This window comes from Peribacillus sp. Aquil_B1, from assembly GCF_022603275.1.
Taxonomy (GTDB): Bacteria; Bacillota; Bacilli; order Bacillales; family DSM-1321; genus Peribacillus.
The window spans coordinates 327,430-345,144 of record NZ_JAKXEE010000002.1 but is presented as its reverse complement, the minus strand read 5'-3'; the positions used below and the strand labels follow the sequence as shown (position 1 = coordinate 345,144).

Sequence of the window (17,715 nt, the reverse complement as noted above, 5' to 3'; positions counted from 1 at the left end):
AAAAAGATTGTTATTTTCATAACGAGCGCGTATACTATTAATATACTTAATAACTGATTTTCCTTTTCAAAGGGGAGTAGCGTTAGGGTTCGCCCTAAAACAAAGTCGTCATTACGTGAATGTTAAACATTCATCGGCTTTGTTGACATGATTTCATGTTCAGCAAGACCTTTGCCTATATGGCAGAGGTCTTTTTATTTTGCCAATGCCAGTAGGAAGGAAATACTAACTATTGGAGGTTGAATGCATGGAAGCATCAATATTATTGGAATATGGCTGGGTCCTTCTTATCTTGGTTGGGTTAGAAGGGATACTTGCTGCGGATAATGCAGTCGTCATGGCTGTCATGGTTAAGCATTTGCCAAAAGAACAACAGCGAAAAGCCTTGTTTTATGGTCTGATGGGAGCTTTTGTTTTCCGATTTGCAAGTTTATTCCTTATTTCCTTTCTTGTCGAGGTTTGGCAAGTTCAAGCAATCGGTGCGATTTACTTACTTTTCATTGCTTTTCAGCACATTTACAAAAAATACGCTGGTAAAGGTGAGAAGGAAATCACGAAACCTAAAAAGCAATCAGGCTTCTGGATGACCGTGGTAAAGGTTGAAGCGGCTGATATAGCTTTCGCAATCGATTCAATGTTGGCAGCCGTCGCACTGGCTGTTACACTTCCTGAAACAGGCTGGATGAAAGTCGGCGGTATTGACGGAGGGCAATTCGCGGTAATGTTCCTCGGCGGCATGATTGGATTGATCATTATGCGATTTGCTGCAAATGCGTTCGTGAAGTTGCTTCATCAGCGTCCTTCCCTAGAAATGGCTGCATTTTTGATAGTGGGTTGGGTCGGAGTGAAGTTGGCGGTACACACACTCGCACACCCTTCACTGGCTGTCATCGATCATCATTTTCCTGAATCAACTCTTTGGAAATCGATTTTCTGGGTTGTATTGATTGGAATTGCAGCAGGTGCATGGATCATTTCAAGCAAAAAAGAAAAAAAAGAAAAAGAAGAGAAAAAAATACAGGAAGCTTAAAAAAACAGGCGTGCTGGTCACGCCTATTTTTTTTGCTTTTTCATGTATTTATGAGATGACCCTCAAAAGCGCAGGGGTGTTTACGAATGATATGTTAAAAGATGTGAATATTAAATTCCGGTTATAAAAATGACAATTGTCCCATTGTATTGGACGAATATCAGGAAAAAGATAACTTACTGTAATTGCACTGTAATAAACGAGAAAAAACTAAGTATTTTATCATGTTGATATATTGTGTGATTTCATTTTTAATGCAAAAATAGTTCTTTTGGTACTGTCTTTTAGACTCCCTCCGCTTAAGATAAGTATGTTGATGCGTATTTTACGTTCAACAGGAGCGAGGTGAGTAAATGCTTGGATTGTTGTTTACAGCATTCAAAAAAAAGCGTTCTTTAGAAGAAACCGTATTGAAAATTCAACAAGGCGATATTAGCCTTCGCAATGATACCATAGAGTCATTCAAACCTTTTATTGCGAAAACAGTGTCATCGGTTTGTAAACGTTACATATACGAATCAGATGATGAATTCAGTATTGGACTGATTGCTTTTAACGAGGCAATCGATAAATATTCCCCGGAAAAAGGCCGTTCTTTATTGGCATTTGCCGAAACCCTCGTTAAACGAAGGGTTATAGATTATATAAGAAGCCAGTCCAAACAAAAAGAAGTCCTATTGGATTTATCACTGAATGATGATAATGAGCAAAGCCATATATATATCGATAATGAAAATTCCATCAATGAATACGAGAAGCAGAAGGAATCGGAAAGACGTAAAGAAGAAATTCTGCTTTATATAAGCCATCTAGAGGATTTTGGTCTGTCATTTGAGGATTTAGTTGAAAACTCTCCCAAACATGCAGATGCCAGGAAGGGAGCTATTATGATCGCTAAATTGTTAATGGAAGATGACGAACTGAAAGAAATCCTGTTTGCAAAAAAGCGGCTGCCCGTAAAACAGCTTGAGGGAAAAGTGGAAGTAAGCAGAAAAACGATTGAACGGAACAGAAAGTACATCATTGCAGTGGCAATCATAATAAACGGAGATTTTTTGTATTTGAATGATTATATAAAAGGGGCTATCGATGGATGAAAAAAGGAGTTATTCTTACAGTTAATAAGCGATTTGTAACCCTATTGACCCCCGAGGGTGAATTTCTGAAAACCAAAAGGCAGGAAAGGGAGTATGAAGTGGGTGAGGAAATCACTTTTTCACCTGCTAAACAAACGTTCACTTTAGCCTTTTCCAATTTTCATTCATCTTTCAAAAAAACGGCCGTGCTAAGCATTGCCTCCACCTTCTTGATTCTGTTTTCGATTCTTCCTTCTTATTTCTCCGGTCCTGTGTCGGCATATATGACGATAGATGTGAATCCAAGCATTGAATTGGAGCTTGACGATGATTTAGAAGTTCTCAAACTTACCGGTTTAAATGAAGACGGCAAGCTTGTGATTGGTCAGCTGAAGGACTGGAAAGGCAAGGATATAAAGACTGTTACAAACCGGATCGTTGAAACGACGAAGCAACTTGGTTATTTGAAAGGAAATAAACAAATTGTCGTTTCCACAACGTTATTGGAAAAAGATAAAGAACTGGATAAAAATTTAAAAGAAGAGATAAAAGAAATTTCTGAGCAGGATAATGTTTCTAACACAAAAATGAAAGTGATCCAGGCAACAAAAAGTGATCGGAAGCAAGCAAGGGAACAAGGCATATCCACGGGTAAGTATCTCGAAAAGAAGTTGAATGAAGATAAAGATAAGATAAAAGTCAATAAGAGGGAGCCAGCTCCAGCACCAGATAAAAAAGTCGAGGAAAAGGTTGTTATTCCGAAAGAGAAGAGCGTAACACTGAGTACGGAAAACAAATCGGGTGGAGAAAAGAAAAAAGAGAATAATGAAATGGAAAAAAAACAAAAGCCGGCCAATGAAGCTGAACGGAAAAACGCGGGTATGGAAGTTACCAAAATTAAGGAGCAAACTGAACGGGAAGATACAAATGGAAAACGGAATGCAAAAAATGGAGACAAGGAAAAAAGCAATGAGTCAAAAGGAAAACCCGATAGCGACCACAGCAACCAATCAAAGTACAAGCAGAAAAATGAAAAACATGATAAAAAGTTCGATGTAAAAAAAGTTTCATCAGCCAAAGAAAACAATAATAATGATCACTTGGAGCACGAAAATAAAAGGAAACAAGCTAACCAAGTGAAGCAGGCTAAACGGGATAAGCAGCAAGCAAAACAGAATAAGCAATATAAACAAAATAAGCAAAATAAACAAGATAAGCAAGATTGGGATAAGTCGAAAAGGGGTAAAGGCAATAATGGAAACGAAAATGGACATAATCATTAAAAAGAGTCCAGCATGCAGCTGGACTCTTAGCCATGGATATTTAATTGTGTTAGGAATTATTGACCTTTAAGCTGAGATTGTGCTTGTTGTACAAGACGTTTCGTGATTTCTCCGCCAACTGAACCATTGGCACGTGCTGAAGTATCAGAACCTAATTGTACACCGAATTCAGATGCTATTTCATATTTGATTTGTTCTAATGCTTGTTCGATTCCAGGAACAAGAAGATTGTTACTGCTGTTAGCCATTTTTGAATCTCCCCTTTACTTTTTCAACGGCTTTTGCCGCTGTAATGATAGTATAAGTAGAATGGCGAGTTTTACTTATATGAGCAGCATCAAACTTATTGGTAATCCTGCCTTTTTGTTGTAAGTAAGTCAGTTTTAAAAGAGAATGGAAAAAAGAATGAAAAAAGGGTAAACTAGATTTTTAATGGTTATGTGATTCACATAACTATATAGGAGTAAGAAAGGAAACTCTTTATGTTTGCTATCAAAAAAATATTATCAAAGTTAACACCAGCTCAGCTTATTGTCGGTTATTATTTTTTGGCCGTCACTATCTCGACCATACTGTTGAGTTTGCCGGTTGCTCTGAAGCCAGGCGTGGAATTTAAATTCATGGATGCTTTATTCACAGCCGTAAGTGCAGTTAGTGTGACAGGTCTGACAGTTGTTAGTTTGCCCGAAGTGTATAATGAGGTAGGCTATTTCATTCTAATGTTCGTTCTCCAATTTGGCGGTATTGGCATCATGACACTCGGAACCTTTTTCTGGCTTATAGTGGGTAAGAAAATCGGCTTGAAGGAAAGGCAATTGATCATGACTGATCAAAACCAATCGAATCTTTCTGGCCTTGTTAAATTGTTGATCCAAATCATTCAGATATTTGTCGTAATTGAAATGATTGGAGCTCTCGTTTTAGGCATTTACTTTCTGAATTTTTTTCCAGACTGGAAAGAGGCCTTTTTAAATGGCTTATTTTTAGCCGTAAGTGCCACCACGAATGCTGGTTTTGATATTACTGGTATATCGATGATTCCATTTAAAGACGATTATTTTGTACAGTTCATTACGATTATCCTGCTTACCCTTGGCGCCATTGGTTTTCCTGTTTTAATTGAGCTGAAAGAGTTTTTGTCCAATAGGGCCCGTACTTATAAGTTTCATTTTTCTTTATTCACGAAGTTGACCTCAGTCACTTTCTTTTCCCTTATCATAGGGGGAACGATCCTGATTTATTTATTGGAAATAAATGGATTTTTTAAAAATAAGAGCTGGCATGAATCGTTCTTCTACTCTTTATTTATGTCCTCCAATACGCGAAGCGGCGGGTTAGCAACCATGAATGTGAGTGACTTTTCGGAACCGACCCTTTTATTAATGAGCATTTTGATGTTCATTGGCGCATCCCCAAGTTCAGTCGGGGGCGGAATCCGGACAACTACACTGGCCATCATGATTTTATTTTTATGGAATTTCATGAGAGGAAGGCGTTCCATTAAAGTGTTCAAACGGGAGATTCACCCTGATGATATCCGCAAAGCGACAGCAGTTATGATCATGGGATCCCTTCTTTGCATAATGGCGGTCTTCATTTTATCAATTACCGAAAATTTCACTTTGATGCAAATCATTTTTGAGGTATGTTCGGCTTTCGGCTCAGTCGGCCTTTCGATGGGAATCACGCCTGACCTCAGTTATACCGGTAAAATTGTCATTATGATCATTATGTTCATTGGCCGTGTCGGGATAACCTCCCTCCTGTATATCATAGGCCATAAAGAAGTAACGGAAAATTTCCATTATCCAAAAGAACGTGTCATCATTGGATAAATGATTTTAGTTTAACATTGACCTTTCCACACGTGGAAAGGTTTTTTGTGTTGTTTGCAGGAATCTTTGATAAAATGTTGAAATTTACCTATAAGTGAGTTTTCCACCATTTCTATTTAAAAGATATGCTAATTTGGCCCCTTACTTGGAATTTGATCGGATGAAGTATAAATCATTTGGTAAGGAGGTGGAAGAAGTGAAGAAATATACAGGAAGAATCTTTGTCCCTGCCCTTTTCTTTATAATGATACTGACCTATATAGGGTGGATCGGTCATGAAGAACGCAGGTTTTCCGCCTTTGCAGGAATATATTTAATTGTAATATTAACCATAGCCTGGTGTTTGGGTGCCTTCTTTGATCATCAACGTAAAACGATTGCTTTATTGCAGGATAGCGAAGGGCGTTATCGCATTATCTCAAATTACTCCAAAGAACTGGTCAATAGCTTCAATGAGGTTATTTTCCAAACGGATGATAAAGGAAATTGGCTGTACTTAAACCCAGCATGGAAATCGATGAGTGGTGCAACCGTGAATGAATCCCTAGGGCTTCACTTTTCTAAACATATGGATAACAATTCTTATCAAGACGTTTTAAAGGCCTTTGCAGACACCTTTCATCGAGGGAATAAATATTTTCGTGCGGACATAAAACTAAATGCGAAAAAGGGAACAAGTTGGGTTGAAGCATTCGTTAAACTAATTTATGATGACGCTGGGAAATTCATCGGGACGGCGGGCATATTATCGGAAATCAATGAACGTAAACATGCGGAGGAAAAGCTTGTGAGCCTAAACGAACATTTGGCGATCACATCAAGCAAATTATCAACGGCTGCCCAACTTGCGGCAGGGATTGCACATGAGGTCAGAAACCCGATGACAGCCATAATGGGATTCGTGAAGTTGATTAAAGATGGCGGTGCCGAAAAACAGGAGTACTATGATATTATTTTTTCGGAAATAAATCGAATTGAGCAAGTGCTGAATGAACTCTTGCTGCTATCGAAGCCTGCTGAGGCGGTTTTTCTTGAGAAGGATTTAAAGGAAAGCTGTAACCACGTCGTGACGTTATTGGAGACTAACGCCGTACTGAACGATATTCAAATTCATAAAAATTATGATTTAGAACCTATTTTTATGTACTTTGATGAAAACCAAATCAAGCAAGTACTAATAAACATGATAAAAAATTCCATAGAATCGATGCCGAATGGCGGAAATATTTTTGTGAGCATAAATGGGAAAAATGGGGAAGTTTTTTTGAGCATTTTGGACGAAGGGGAGGGTATTCCGGAAAACTCCCTGCAAAAAGTAGGAGAACCATTTTTTACTACAAAAGCATCAGGAACGGGATTGGGACTTTCCGTTTGTTTTAGAATCATCGAAAATCATGGCGGAAAAGTTTTCATCACAAGTGAATTGAAAAAAGGTACGAAAATCGTTTGTATATTTCCCACCGTCCAGAAAAAGGAATATAGTGGGGACCAAAAGATCCATGTTCAGGGCTTTGAATGATAAGAAATTAAATGGTTTAATTGTTGAAAAAATCTGAATGTTGTGTATATAATTTAAAAGTAATAACATACTGACCGGTTAGTAAGTTTAAAAGGAGGAATCAATTTGAACTTTGAACATACTCAAAAGGTGAAAAACTTGGAAAAGAAGTTAACGGAATTCATGGAAAAGCACGTCTACCCAAATGAATCAATATACAAAAAGCAGCTCGAAGCACAGAAGAGCCGCTGGAGTGAAATACCCCCGATATTAGCTGAATTGACGGCAAAAGCAAAGGAAGAAGGATTATGGAATTTATTTTTACCTGATAGCGGTTATGGCGCGGGTTTAACAAATCTAGAATATGCCCCGCTTTGTGAAATCATGGGTAGGTCGACGATAGGACCTGAAATCTTCAACTGTAATGCGCCGGACACTGGTAATATGGAAGTGTTGGTGAGGTACGGCTCTGATGAACATAAAGAACGCTGGCTGAAGCCCTTGCTTGCTGGGGAAATCCGCTCATGCTTCTCGATGACGGAACCGGAAGTGGCGTCTTCCGATGCGACCAATATCGAATGTCGGATAGAAAAGACGGGTAATGAGTATGTCATAAACGGCCGAAAATGGTGGTCTTCGGGAGCAGGCGATCCTCGATGCAAAATTGCCATCGTCATGGGGAAGACAGACCCTGAGGCGTCCAAGCATGAACAACAGTCAATGATTCTTGTACCGCTGGATACACCGGGTGTCAAAATCGAGAGAATGCTCCCTGTGTTTGGCTATGATCATGCCCCGCATGGCCATGCTGAAATCACTTTTGAAAATGTGAGGGTCCCGGCAACGAATATTCTATGGGGGGAAGGCAAAGGATTTGCAATTGCCCAAGGACGACTCGGACCTGGAAGGATACATCATTGCATGAGGCTGATCGGCGCTGCTGAAAGAGCACTTGAAGAATTATGTAAGCGCATTCAAAGCCGTGTCGCTTTTGGTAAAACATTGGCGAGACAAGGTGTGATCATGGAGTGGGTTGCCGATTCACGGATTGAAATCGAACAAGCGAGACTTCTGACCCTAAAAGCCGCTTATATGATGGATACAGTCGGGAACAAGGAAGCGAAGGCGGAGATTGCCATGATAAAAGTGGTGGCACCAAATATGGCATTGAAAGTGCTGGACAGGGCCATACAAGGCTTTGGAGCTGCAGGGATTTCCGATGATTTCCCTTTTGCTGCACATTGGGCAAATGCACGGACGTTAAGGCTTGCTGATGGGCCCGATGAAGTTCACCGCTCACAAGTTGCTAAATTAGAACTTCGAAAATACCAACAAAAGCATGAGGTGAAAATATGAAAGTGACCGACTTATTCGATTTGACTGGAAAGACGGCGATCATAACCGGCGGAGGGAGAGGATTGGGAGCTCAAATAGCGACGGGCTTTGCCGAAGCTGGGGCAAATGTCGTTCTTTGTTCAAGGAAGAAGGAGGCATGCGACGAAGTTGCTTCGCAAATCGAAAAGCTAGGAGTCAAGGCGCTTTCCTTCAAGTGTGATATCACCAATCCGTCAGATGTACAGGAAGTGGTTAACGAAACGTACCGTGAATTCGGTGCCATCGACATTTTAGTAAACAATAGCGGGGCATCTTGGGGGGCACCGGCCATTGACATGCCCCTTGAAGCGTGGCAGAAGGTGATGAATGTCAATGTAACCGGAACCTTTATCATGAGCCAGACAGCAGGCAGGGTCATGATTGAGCAGGGACATGGGAAAATCATAAACATCGCTTCCGTCGCCGGATTAGGGGGGACCGACCCCAGGGTGCTCGATACGGTCGGATATAATACGAGTAAAGGGGCGGTCATTACTTTAACAAAGGATTTAGCTGTTAAATGGGGTCAGCATAATATCAATGTAAATGCGATCGCTCCTGGATTCTTTCCGACAAAAATGACGAAAGGGGTTCTTGAGCAAGGGAAGAATCCAATCTTGGATTCCACCCCGCTAAAAAGATTAGGGAGTGATGATGATTTAAAAGGGGCAGCGGTTTTCCTGGCCTCGAGGGCATCTGATTTTGTGACTGGAAATATCCTGATTGTGGATGGAGGTTCACATGCAAAGTAATGAAAGGTAAGTAAATATAGCTGGAGGGTATGAAATGATGAATGAAAAAAAATGGCTGTCCGTTTATCCAGATTCAATTTCAAAGGAAATAAAAGTCCCGGAGTTTCCGATGCAAAGAATCCTTCAAAATGCATGTCAGTCTTATCCAAACAATACAGCTATTACTTTTTATGACCGAAAGATATCTTATCAGGAACTTTTTCATGCGTCGCAAGCCTTTGCTTCAGCCCTGCAAAAAAAAGGTGTTCAAAAAGGCGACCGTGTCGCCATCATGCTGCCTAACTGTCCGCAATACGTCATTGCGTATTATGGTTCGTTGACAACAGGAGCCATTATCACCCAAATCAACCCAATGCTGGTTGAAAGGGAGTTGCAGCATATTTTACAGGACTCCGGTGCAGAAACGATCGTGGTATTGGACGGATTATACCCGAAAGTGAAAAGTGTTCAGCAACATGCAAATCTGAAAAATATTATCGCCGTAAGCCTTCAGCCTTCGGATGCAGATTTCCAGCCTGATGCTTCTTTTGACCAATTCATGAAGACAGGTGATGGGAAAGTCAATCCAGTATCAATCGATCCGGAAAATGATATAGCCGTTCTTCAGTACACAGGTGGGACGACTGGCCGTTCAAAAGGGGCGATGCTGACTCACAGCAATATTCTGGCCAATGTCGTTCAATCGTACGAATTCTTCAAGCATGAATTAAAAATGGGCTCTGAAAGAACGCTGTCGGTCATCCCGCTTTTTCATGTTTTTGGAATGACGTCCGCAATGAATTTATCCGTGTATATTGCGGGTGACTCGATCATGCTGCCGCGATTTGAAATAGAAGAAGTGCTGGAAACGATAAAGCGTGAACAGCCGACCACTTTTCCTGGTGTACCTACCATGTATGTAGCGTTGACGAATCACCCGAAGGCAGAAGAATATGGAATGGGCTCCATTCAGGTCTGTAACAGCGGAAGTGCTCCGATGCCCGTGGAACTGCTCCGTGAGTTCGAACGAAAATCAGGTGCAAAGATATTGGAAGGCTACGGTCTTACGGAAGCTTCGCCAACAACACATTGTAACCCGGTATTTGCAAAAAGGAAGCCGGGGAGCGTCGGGATCGGTATCCCTTCGACTGAATATAAAGTGATGGACCTGGGAGACGGAACTAAAGAAGTGGCCACTGGCGAAATGGGGGAATTGGTCGTCAAAGGCCCCCAAGTGATGAAAGGGTACTGGAATATGCCGGAGGAAACGGCGTTAACCCTTAGGGATGGTTGGCTTTATACGGGTGATATCGCCAAAGTTGATGAAGACGGGTATCTCTATATTGTCGATAGGAAAAAAGATTTGATCATCGCAAGTGGTTATAATATATATCCGCGAGATGTGGAGGAAGTGCTTTATGAACATCCTGCTGTCCAGGAAGCGGTTGTCATCGGCGTTCCGGATGCGTACCGAGGGGAGTCGGTAAAAGCGGTGCTTGTACTTAAAAATAATAAAACGGCAAATGATCGGGAAATCATCGATTACTGCCGTGCCAACCTATCGGCCTATAAAGTTCCGCATTTCGTTGAATTTCGTGAAGAGTTACCGAAAACAAATGTCGGAAAGATTTTAAGGCGGGCTTTAAGAGAAGAACTTTCCAGGAAATAAGAGGGCTTTGATAGTACGAAAGCGTATGATATCAATTCAGCTGAAATTTTAACAGATTGCGAGGGTACTTACATGAAAGAAAAAATGACAGAACATAGCATACGCTTATTTGAAAAGAAGGGCTTTAGTGAAACGTCGATTTCCGATATCGTCGAATCGGTCGGGGTGACGAAGGGAACGTTTTATTATTACTTTACGAGCAAAGAGCAATTGCTTATGGATATTCATCTCGCATATATAGACGAGTTGCTTAGTGAGCAGGAAATGATCATTTCGGAACCAGGGAAAAGCTGTAAGGATAAGCTTTTCGATATGGTATATATGCTTTTAAAAAGCATCAAAACCAAAAAATCGAGCGCAACGGTCTTTTTCCGTGAAATGAAAAATCTAAGTGACGAAAAACTTGCACAAATCCTTCCTAAGCGGGATGAGTTCCGTAATAAAATCGAGCAAGTGCTGATTAGCGGCATCGAGAGCGGAGAACTGCGTTCCAATCTCGATGCATCCATCATCTCTTTTGCTATTTTGGGTGTAGCCAATTGGAGCTATCATTGGTTCGACCCAGAAGGTGAAAAAACCGAACAGGAAGTTGCCTCCATTTTTATGGGAATGATCCTGCAGGGAATTGAAGCGTGACCAGGTCACATACTAACCAGTTAGTTGAAGGGAGATAGAAGGCATGGCCAACAAGCAAATTCAATCGATAACCGTAATTGGGGCCGGTCAGATGGGGCATCAAATTGCGATGCTTGCTGCACTTGGAGGATACGAAACGATTCTTCAGGATGTTCAGGAAAACGCGTTGAATACAGCCAAAGAAAAATTGGACGTCATTTTGACTAAATGGGTTCAAAAAGGAAAATTGTCTGAAGATCGTAAATTGGCTGCTTTTAGCCGTCTTCAATATACTACCGATCTTGAGAAAGCTGCGAGTGGAGCCGATCTGATCATTGAAGCGGTAGTTGAAAAACTTGATGTGAAACAGGAGGTCTTCGCTAAACTTGAAGAAATTGCCCCCGCGGAAACCATTTTTGCAACGAATAGTTCAACGATCGTCAATAGCCTGCTTGCGAGTGTAACGAATCGTCCGGATAAGTTTATTAATATGCATTTCTTTTTTCCGCCTCTAGTCATGGATTGCGTTGAGGTTGTCATGAGTGAACAAACATCGGAGGAAACAGCCAAGCTTGCGATGGAAGTGACAGAGAAAATGAATAGGACAGGAGTTTTGTTGAGGAAAGAGATATCGGGATTCGTAGCCAATCGAATATTGGGAGCGTTGCAGCGTGAGGCCTTATATTTGTATGAAGAAGGAATTGTGGATTATAAGGATATCGATTTAATTTGCAGGAAAGCTTTAGGCCATCCCATCGGCCCTTTTGAACTGATGGATCTATCAGGTATTGATGTAGGGTATTTTGTCATGCAGCAGCGTTTCAATGAAACTGGAAATCCAGAAGACAAGCCAAATGCTTGTATAGAAGAAAAGGTGAATAAAGGACATTTAGGCAGGAAAACAGGAAAAGGCTGGTATGATTATCCAAACCAAGGAGTGAAGAATTGATGACAAAATTAATTAAAGTGGTTAAGGAAAATAAGCTTGCGGTCATCACCATCGATAATCCTCCATTAAATGTAATCAGCAAACAAGTATTCAGAGAATTGGGAGAAACTTTCGATGAACTTTCAAAAGATACTGAAACTGTTGCGGTACTCATAACCGGTGCAGGCAATATCGCATTTGCGGCCGGGGCTGATATAAAAGAATTCCCTAGCATGATGGGGAACCCGAATATGAAAGAAATGGTAAAGGAAAGTCATGCCGTCCTAACTAAAATCGAACAGTTTCCTAAACCCACGATGGCTGTATTAAATGGCCTGACCTTGGGCGGCGGATGCGAACTGGCACTGGCCTGTGATTTGCGAGTGGCTGAAACACAGGTTCAAATTGGTCTGCCGGAAGTGAAATTAGGCTTATTCCCTGGAGGTGGCGGTACACAGCGTTTGTCAAGACTTGTAGGTAATGCAAAGGCAAAAGAGATTATATTTACCGGTGATCCGCTTGGTGCCGCGGAAGCGGAAAAGATCGGGCTTATCAATAAAGTCGTTGAGCAAGGCAGCGGCTTATCGGAAGCGAAAATCTTGGCCTCACGAATGACAAGGCACTCACTTCAGGCACTTTCGAGAATCAAGAAGGCGATTAATGAAGGAAGTGAGGCAACACTTGAACAAGGTCTAGAGATTGAAGCGAATCTTTTTGAAGAAATCTTCCAAACTGAAGATGTTAAAGAAGGGGTTTCCGCTTTCTTGGATAAACGTAAACCTGCTTTCGTACATCGTTAATCAAGGAGGGGTCTTATGCATGAATTGGAAGTCAACGTCCGTTTTTCCGAAACGGATGCTTTGGGCCATATCAATAACACAAGCTATTTCATTTACCTTGAAGAAGCGCGCATGAAATTTTTTGAAGCTTTGGGCCTAGCGACGAATGTTGAATCTTGGAATTTTTTGTTAGCCTCCACTAAATGCGACTTTATTGCTCAGGGATATTTCAATCAACTCTTGACGATTCGTACATCTTTGACAAAGGTAGGTACGAAAAGCTGTGATATGGTACATGATATTCTCTGTTCACAAACTGGGGAAGTGATTGCTAAAGGAAGCGCAGTTTTAGTCTGTTTTAATTTTTTGAAACAAAAAAGTGAACCTATTCCTGAATTTATTAAGGAAAAGCTCATTTCACATCTTGTTCATAATTAGAATGACAAAGTCTAAAGGAGTGGAAGAACATGGTTGACGATACGATTCCTGTTCGGCCCGGCGAGGAATTGAATATTGGTGCATTAGAAGGTTTCCTAAGAAAAAATGTATTGGATCTTCCAAATGAACCGTTGGAATTACAACAATTTTCTACGGGCTATTCCAATTTGACCTATCAGCTGAAAGTTGGTGAGTGGGAGGCTGTTCTCAGAAGGCCGCCGCTTGGCCCTGTTGCTCCAAAGGCACATGATATGAAGCGTGAACATCATATCCTTTCCTCAATCAACCCATATTTTCAAGCAGCTCCCGAGCCTATTCTGTTCTCGGATGATGAATCGGTTGCGGGGGCCTCTTTTTTCCTAATGGAAAGGAAACATGGAATTGTAATAGATACTGAATTTCCCAAGGGAATCGAGCCTACTGTTGAAAAGTGCCGACAGCTTTCTCATATCATGGTCAATCGGCTTGCTGACCTTCACTCGATTCCCTATGAGAAAACGGGTTTGGTCGAAATATCTAAACCTGAAGGGTTCATTGAAAGACAGGTACACGGATGGATTTCCCGCTATGAGAGAGCAAGAACTGATGAAATCAAGGAAATTCGTCCGCTTATTAATTATTTTCAAAAAAATATCCCGAAGTATAGCCAGAATTCAATAATCCATTATGACTATAAGATCAATAATGCCATGTTCAATCAGGACCTTACAGAGATGGTTGGTTTATTTGATTGGGAAATGTCCACCGTTGGTGATCCGCTAGCTGATCTAGGAGTGGCATTAAGCTACTGGACGGAAAGCGGTGACCCGGAACTTATCAAAATCGGTGTGGGTCAAGCGTCCGTCACGACTTTAACTGGTTTCCTGACTCGAAGGGAATTTATCGAGACGTATGCAGCAAGAAGTGGCAGGGATGTTACCAACGTCGATTTTTATTTAACCTTTGGTTATTTTAAGTTGGCTGTCATCCTTCAGCAAATCTATTATCGATATAAAAAAGGCCAGACTGATGATCCCCGTTTTTCCAATCTTGGTAAAACGGTTAAAAGCTTACTCACTCATGCTGCAAATGTAGCTGCGAAGGAAGTTCAATAAAATGGAATATATTCAAAACATTCATTTACTACTAAAAAAAGAAGAGATAGATGTGGAAAAGCTTCAAGAAGGGGAGAAAGTTGCGGTCATCCTGGATGTGTTATTAGCGACCACAACGATTATTTCAGCACTTCATGAGGGAGCACGCCAGGTGATACCCGTCATGGATCCACTGGATGCCTTGGTGAAAAGCCAGGAATTGGACCATGGGGATTTTGTAATGGCAGGGGAACTAAAAGCAAAGCCGGTTGATGATTTAATGTATCCAAGTCCAACGCTATTGAGTAAGTTGGTACGCGGCAAAACTTTAATATTGTCCACTACTAATGGAACGGTTGCGTTGAGAAATTCAGCCGCTGCCAAAAGGGTTTATATTGCTTCTTTGTTGAATAATCCGTCTGTTGCGGAAAAAATAAAAAAATATCATAAAACAGAAACGATTCTCATCGTTTGTTCGGGAAATTCAGGTGAATTCAGTCTGGAAGATTTTTACGGTGCAGGCCATTTGATAGATTGCCTGATTGCTGGATCGCAAGGCTCGTTCATACTCAACGATGCAGCCAAGGCTGCCAATGCGCTTTATCGCACGAATAGCGAAAATGCCTTTGATATCCTGAAATCATCGTATGTAGGACAGCTGTTTGACAAACATAGTTTGATCGCCGATTTGGAATTGGCAGCGCAAAAAGGTTCGTTCGATCTTGTCCCGGAGTTGGTGGATGGAAGGATTGAAGCTGAATTGAAAAGGCAGGAAACGTAGTTCAATATTCAGATAAGGAGTGAAGGGGATGAGGTTTTCACAATCAATAGCGGTGGTGACGGGTGCAGGCTCCGGTATTGGGAAAGCTACAGCGATGCGCCTATCGGACGAAGGGGCAAAAGTGTTGTTGGTAGGGCGGACGAAAGGAAAGCTTGAGGAAGCAGCTGCAGAAATCAATGCCAGGCATACGATTCCCGTGGCCGACATTTTCCCTGCAGATGTTACCGTCGAGGAGGATGTAATAGAGCTGGCCATGTATGTAAAGGAACAATATCGTGACCTTCACATTTTAATCAATAACGCAGGTGGATCAAAGTCCTCGAAGCTTTTAGATACATCTGCAGCTGATTGGGATATGATTCAGCATGTCAATTTGAAAAGTGTCTTCCTTGTTTCCAAGTACTTGGGGAAAGTGATGGAAGAAGGAGCGGGCAGTGGTAATGAGGGCGCCGCCAATCGGGCAATCGTGAATGTGGCTTCACTGTCAGGGCATCAGGCAGGGGCAGTCATCCCGCATTACAGCTCCGCTAAAGCAGGTGTCATCAGTTTAACTAAATCATTGGCATTGGAACTCGCTGCAGTAGGCATTCGGGTCAATTCCGTATCACCTGGATTCATTGAAACTCCATTAACGGAGAATGGATTGCAAAATGAAAAATTCGTAAAGTCCATTCAACGGAACACAGCACTGGAAAGAGTGGGGAAAGCGGAAGAAATAAGTAATGTCATTACCTTCGCTGCTTCCCCAGAGGCTTCCTATATGACTGGGACGGATTTATTGGTGGATGGCGGCTGGTTGATCAAATAGAAAAAGGGGATGGGTACATGTTAAAAGAACACTTATTGACAGAAGTAATCGATAATGTAATGATCCTGACTTTGAATCGTCCTGAAAGCTTGAATGCGTTTAGTCCTGATATGATTGCAAGCTTAACGAAAGCGATTAAGGATGTAAAACATACACCACATATAAGGGCCGTCATCATCAAAGGGGCGGGAAGGTCATTCACTGCAGGAGGAGACGTAAAGTCGATGGGGAAGGCCTCGGCAGGTCAATTGTATGATCATGTCGGCAGAATGAACGAATGCATAATGGCTTTGGATGCATCTGAGGTTCCCGTAATCGCTGCCGTCCATGGATTTGCGGCAGGGGCAGGATTCAATCTGGCACTCGCTTGTGATTTGATCGTGGCTTCCGATGATAGTCAATTTGCCATGAGTTTTTCACAGGTAGGCCTGATTTCTGATGGGGGGGGTTCTTATTTTTTACCTAAATTAGTAGGGCCCCACCTTGCAAAGCAGCTCTTCTTTTCTGCCGAACCGATTTCTGCGGAGCGCTTATACCAGTTAGGTGTCATTAATTATATATACCCACTCAATCAACTTGAAGAAGAATCATTGAAACTTGCGGAAAAGCTGGCAAATGGACCGACAAAAGCTTATGGAATGATGAAAAGGCTCGTTAGTCATTCATTTACGGCTACACTTGATGAAATACTCGAACAGGAGCGCATCACGCAAACCTTGATGGCTTCAACAGAAGATCATCTGGAGGGAGTTGCAGCATTCAAAGAAAAGAGAAAACCGGAATTTACAGGGAATTAATAAGGGAGGGATAAAGATGAGAGCCATTCATTTTGAAGAATACGGCGGACCGGAAGTACTGAAATTGACTGAAATGGAAAGACCAGTGCCAACTGGGCATGAAGTTCTGATTGAAATCGATTGTGTCGGCGTCAATTATGCAGATACAGCCAGAAGGGAAGGGCAATATGTAGTACCTACTCCGCTTCCGTTCATTCCAGGTGCGGAAGTGGCTGGCGTTGTGGTGGAAGTTGGCGGAAAGGTGACTAAAATCAAACCTGGTACAAGGGTCGTGAGTTTAATTGAATCAGGGGGATATTCAGAGTACGCCCTATCTGATGAATTTTCGGCCATTCCGCTTCCTGATGCCATTCAGTTCCATGAAGCTGTTGCCCTGCCCCTTCAAGGTCTGAGCGCCTATCATATTTTAAAGACAATGGGACGCATGCAACAGGGGGATACGGTATTGGTTCATGCTGCTGCAGGTGGAGTGGGAACGATTGCTGTCCAGCTAGCTAAAATCTTCGGGGCTGGAAAAGTAATTGCCACAGCCAGCACAGTGGAAAAGTTGGAACTGGCTAAAGAGATGGGGGCAGATGAACTCATCGATTACACGAAAGAAGGATGGGAAATGCAAGTCCGTGAGGTCACGTCCGGCAAGGGAGTGGACGTGGCGCTGGAAATGGCTGGAGGGGATATTTTCAATAAAACATTGAAATGTCTGGCACCATTTGGACGTCTAGTTGTTTTTGGTAATGCCAGCCGTAAGCCTTATACGATGAACCCGCAGCAATTAATGAGGCGCAATCAATCCGTCGTAGGGTTTTTCCTGCCACAGATCATGAAACACCCAGATTTACTGTTGCCCAGCATTCAAGAACTTTTTGCATATGTCGCGTCTGGGAAACTTAAGCTAACCATCGGCGGCATCTATCCAATTGAAAAGGCAGCAGCCGTCCATGAGGAAATGAACGCCCGTCAAACAAAAGGGAAGTTGATTTTGCAGGTTAAATGAGAAGAA

Annotated in this window: 18 protein-coding genes; 17 read left to right on the top strand and 1 reads right to left on the bottom strand. The window is 41.9% G+C overall.

The window, feature by feature from the left end:
• Positions 1-247 precede the first annotated feature (247 nt).
• The 3 genes from MPH60_RS15375 (at position 248) to MPH60_RS15365 (ending at position 3,389) form a co-directional block, all read left to right on the top strand.
• Positions 248-1,030: a TerC family protein gene (locus MPH60_RS15375; protein ID WP_241590487.1), complete on the top strand. Its 783-nt coding sequence runs from the start codon at positions 248-250 to the stop codon at positions 1,028-1,030.
• 353 nt (positions 1,031-1,383) lie between these two features.
• On the top strand, positions 1,384-2,127 hold the full coding sequence (gene sigI, locus MPH60_RS15370; RefSeq protein ID WP_241590486.1) for an RNA polymerase sigma factor SigI: 744 nt from the start codon (positions 1,384-1,386) through the stop codon (positions 2,125-2,127).
• Complete coding sequence (locus tag MPH60_RS15365; protein WP_241590485.1) at positions 2,124-3,389, top strand: anti-sigma factor domain-containing protein; 1,266 nt, start codon at positions 2,124-2,126, stop codon at positions 3,387-3,389. The genes sigI and MPH60_RS15365 overlap by 4 nt, the downstream gene beginning before the upstream one ends.
• 56 nt (positions 3,390-3,445) lie before the next feature.
• On the opposite strand, the gene MPH60_RS15360 is transcribed toward MPH60_RS15365, so the two are convergent.
• The gene (locus MPH60_RS15360; protein WP_034314196.1) at positions 3,446-3,637 is read right to left on the bottom strand and encodes an alpha/beta-type small acid-soluble spore protein; all 192 of its coding nucleotides are present in this window, start codon (positions 3,635-3,637) and stop codon (positions 3,446-3,448) included.
• Positions 3,638-3,871: 234 nt separating this feature from the next.
• On the opposite strand from MPH60_RS15360, the gene MPH60_RS15355 reads away from it, so the two are divergent.
• The 14 genes from MPH60_RS15355 (at position 3,872) to MPH60_RS15290 (ending at position 17,709) form a co-directional block, all read left to right on the top strand.
• The gene (locus MPH60_RS15355; protein ID WP_241590484.1) at positions 3,872-5,224 is read left to right on the top strand and encodes a TrkH family potassium uptake protein; all 1,353 of its coding nucleotides are present in this window, start codon (positions 3,872-3,874) and stop codon (positions 5,222-5,224) included.
• 196 nt (positions 5,225-5,420) lie between these two features.
• Positions 5,421-6,743, top strand: a complete 1,323-nt coding sequence (locus MPH60_RS15350) for an ATP-binding protein (RefSeq protein ID WP_241590483.1) — start codon at positions 5,421-5,423, stop codon at positions 6,741-6,743.
• Positions 6,744-6,848: 105 nt separating this feature from the next.
• Complete coding sequence (locus MPH60_RS15345) at positions 6,849-8,078, top strand: acyl-CoA dehydrogenase (RefSeq protein ID WP_241590482.1); 1,230 nt, start codon at positions 6,849-6,851, stop codon at positions 8,076-8,078.
• Positions 8,075-8,848 (top strand): SDR family oxidoreductase, encoded by a 774-nt coding sequence (locus tag MPH60_RS15340; RefSeq protein ID WP_241590481.1) that lies wholly within the window; start codon positions 8,075-8,077, stop codon positions 8,846-8,848. Before MPH60_RS15345 ends, MPH60_RS15340 begins: the two co-directional genes overlap by 4 nt.
• 37 nt (positions 8,849-8,885) lie before the next feature.
• On the top strand, positions 8,886-10,496 hold the full coding sequence (locus MPH60_RS15335) for a long-chain-fatty-acid--CoA ligase (protein WP_272492813.1): 1,611 nt from the start codon (positions 8,886-8,888) through the stop codon (positions 10,494-10,496).
• Positions 10,497-10,568: 72 nt separating this feature from the next.
• On the top strand, positions 10,569-11,132 hold the full coding sequence (locus MPH60_RS15330; RefSeq protein ID WP_241590479.1) for a TetR/AcrR family transcriptional regulator: 564 nt from the start codon (positions 10,569-10,571) through the stop codon (positions 11,130-11,132).
• A 43-nt stretch (positions 11,133-11,175) separates the two neighbouring features.
• On the top strand, positions 11,176-12,060 hold the full coding sequence (locus MPH60_RS15325; RefSeq protein WP_241590478.1) for a 3-hydroxyacyl-CoA dehydrogenase family protein: 885 nt from the start codon (positions 11,176-11,178) through the stop codon (positions 12,058-12,060).
• On the top strand, positions 12,060-12,839 hold the full coding sequence (locus MPH60_RS15320; protein WP_241590477.1) for an enoyl-CoA hydratase: 780 nt from the start codon (positions 12,060-12,062) through the stop codon (positions 12,837-12,839). Before MPH60_RS15325 ends, MPH60_RS15320 begins: the two co-directional genes overlap by 1 nt.
• Positions 12,840-12,854: 15 nt before the next feature.
• On the top strand, positions 12,855-13,256 hold the full coding sequence (locus MPH60_RS15315) for an acyl-CoA thioesterase (protein ID WP_241590476.1): 402 nt from the start codon (positions 12,855-12,857) through the stop codon (positions 13,254-13,256).
• Between the two features lie 29 nt (positions 13,257-13,285).
• On the top strand, positions 13,286-14,350 hold the full coding sequence (locus tag MPH60_RS15310; protein ID WP_241590475.1) for a phosphotransferase family protein: 1,065 nt from the start codon (positions 13,286-13,288) through the stop codon (positions 14,348-14,350).
• A gap of 1 nt (position 14,351) precedes the next feature.
• Positions 14,352-15,110 carry a 2-phosphosulfolactate phosphatase gene (locus tag MPH60_RS15305; protein WP_241590474.1) on the top strand — a complete coding sequence of 253 codons (759 nt, stop codon included), beginning with the start codon at positions 14,352-14,354 and terminating at the stop codon, positions 15,108-15,110.
• Positions 15,111-15,138: 28 nt separating this feature from the next.
• Positions 15,139-15,918, top strand: coding sequence for an SDR family NAD(P)-dependent oxidoreductase (locus MPH60_RS15300; RefSeq protein ID WP_241590473.1), 780 nt, complete (start codon positions 15,139-15,141; stop codon positions 15,916-15,918).
• A gap of 17 nt (positions 15,919-15,935) precedes the next feature.
• Positions 15,936-16,715 carry an enoyl-CoA hydratase/isomerase family protein gene (locus MPH60_RS15295; RefSeq protein ID WP_241590472.1) on the top strand — a complete coding sequence of 260 codons (780 nt, stop codon included), beginning with the start codon at positions 15,936-15,938 and terminating at the stop codon, positions 16,713-16,715.
• A 16-nt stretch (positions 16,716-16,731) separates the two neighbouring features.
• Positions 16,732-17,709 (top strand): quinone oxidoreductase family protein, encoded by a 978-nt coding sequence (locus MPH60_RS15290; protein WP_241590471.1) that lies wholly within the window; start codon positions 16,732-16,734, stop codon positions 17,707-17,709.
• Positions 17,710-17,715: the final 6 nt, after the last annotated feature.

What these genes read in the sequence shown, in the direction of transcription:
- MPH60_RS15305 (WP_241590474.1), top strand. Translation starts at nt 14,352, where the DNA reads ATGGAATATATTCAAAACATTCATTTACTACTAAAAAAAGAAGAGATA.
- MPH60_RS15365 (WP_241590485.1), top strand. Translation starts at nt 2,124, where the DNA reads ATGAAAAAAGGAGTTATTCTTACAGTTAATAAGCGATTTGTAACCCTA.
- MPH60_RS15310 (WP_241590475.1), top strand. Translation starts at nt 13,286, where the DNA reads ATGGTTGACGATACGATTCCTGTTCGGCCCGGCGAGGAATTGAATATT.
- sigI (WP_241590486.1), top strand. Translation starts at nt 1,384, where the DNA reads ATGCTTGGATTGTTGTTTACAGCATTCAAAAAAAAGCGTTCTTTAGAA.
- MPH60_RS15330 (WP_241590479.1), top strand. Translation starts at nt 10,569, where the DNA reads ATGAAAGAAAAAATGACAGAACATAGCATACGCTTATTTGAAAAGAAG.
- MPH60_RS15325 (WP_241590478.1), top strand. Translation starts at nt 11,176, where the DNA reads ATGGCCAACAAGCAAATTCAATCGATAACCGTAATTGGGGCCGGTCAG.
- MPH60_RS15290 (WP_241590471.1), top strand. Translation starts at nt 16,732, where the DNA reads ATGAGAGCCATTCATTTTGAAGAATACGGCGGACCGGAAGTACTGAAA.
- MPH60_RS15375 (WP_241590487.1), top strand. Translation starts at nt 248, where the DNA reads ATGGAAGCATCAATATTATTGGAATATGGCTGGGTCCTTCTTATCTTG.
- MPH60_RS15335 (WP_272492813.1), top strand. Translation starts at nt 8,886, where the DNA reads ATGAATGAAAAAAAATGGCTGTCCGTTTATCCAGATTCAATTTCAAAG.
- MPH60_RS15295 (WP_241590472.1), top strand. Translation starts at nt 15,936, where the DNA reads ATGTTAAAAGAACACTTATTGACAGAAGTAATCGATAATGTAATGATC.
- MPH60_RS15360 (WP_034314196.1), bottom strand. Translation starts at nt 3,637, where the DNA reads ATGGCTAACAGCAGTAACAATCTTCTTGTTCCTGGAATCGAACAAGCA.
- MPH60_RS15320 (WP_241590477.1), top strand. Translation starts at nt 12,060, where the DNA reads ATGACAAAATTAATTAAAGTGGTTAAGGAAAATAAGCTTGCGGTCATC.
- MPH60_RS15315 (WP_241590476.1), top strand. Translation starts at nt 12,855, where the DNA reads ATGCATGAATTGGAAGTCAACGTCCGTTTTTCCGAAACGGATGCTTTG.
- MPH60_RS15300 (WP_241590473.1), top strand. Translation starts at nt 15,139, where the DNA reads ATGAGGTTTTCACAATCAATAGCGGTGGTGACGGGTGCAGGCTCCGGT.
- MPH60_RS15340 (WP_241590481.1), top strand. Translation starts at nt 8,075, where the DNA reads ATGAAAGTGACCGACTTATTCGATTTGACTGGAAAGACGGCGATCATA.
- MPH60_RS15355 (WP_241590484.1), top strand. Translation starts at nt 3,872, where the DNA reads ATGTTTGCTATCAAAAAAATATTATCAAAGTTAACACCAGCTCAGCTT.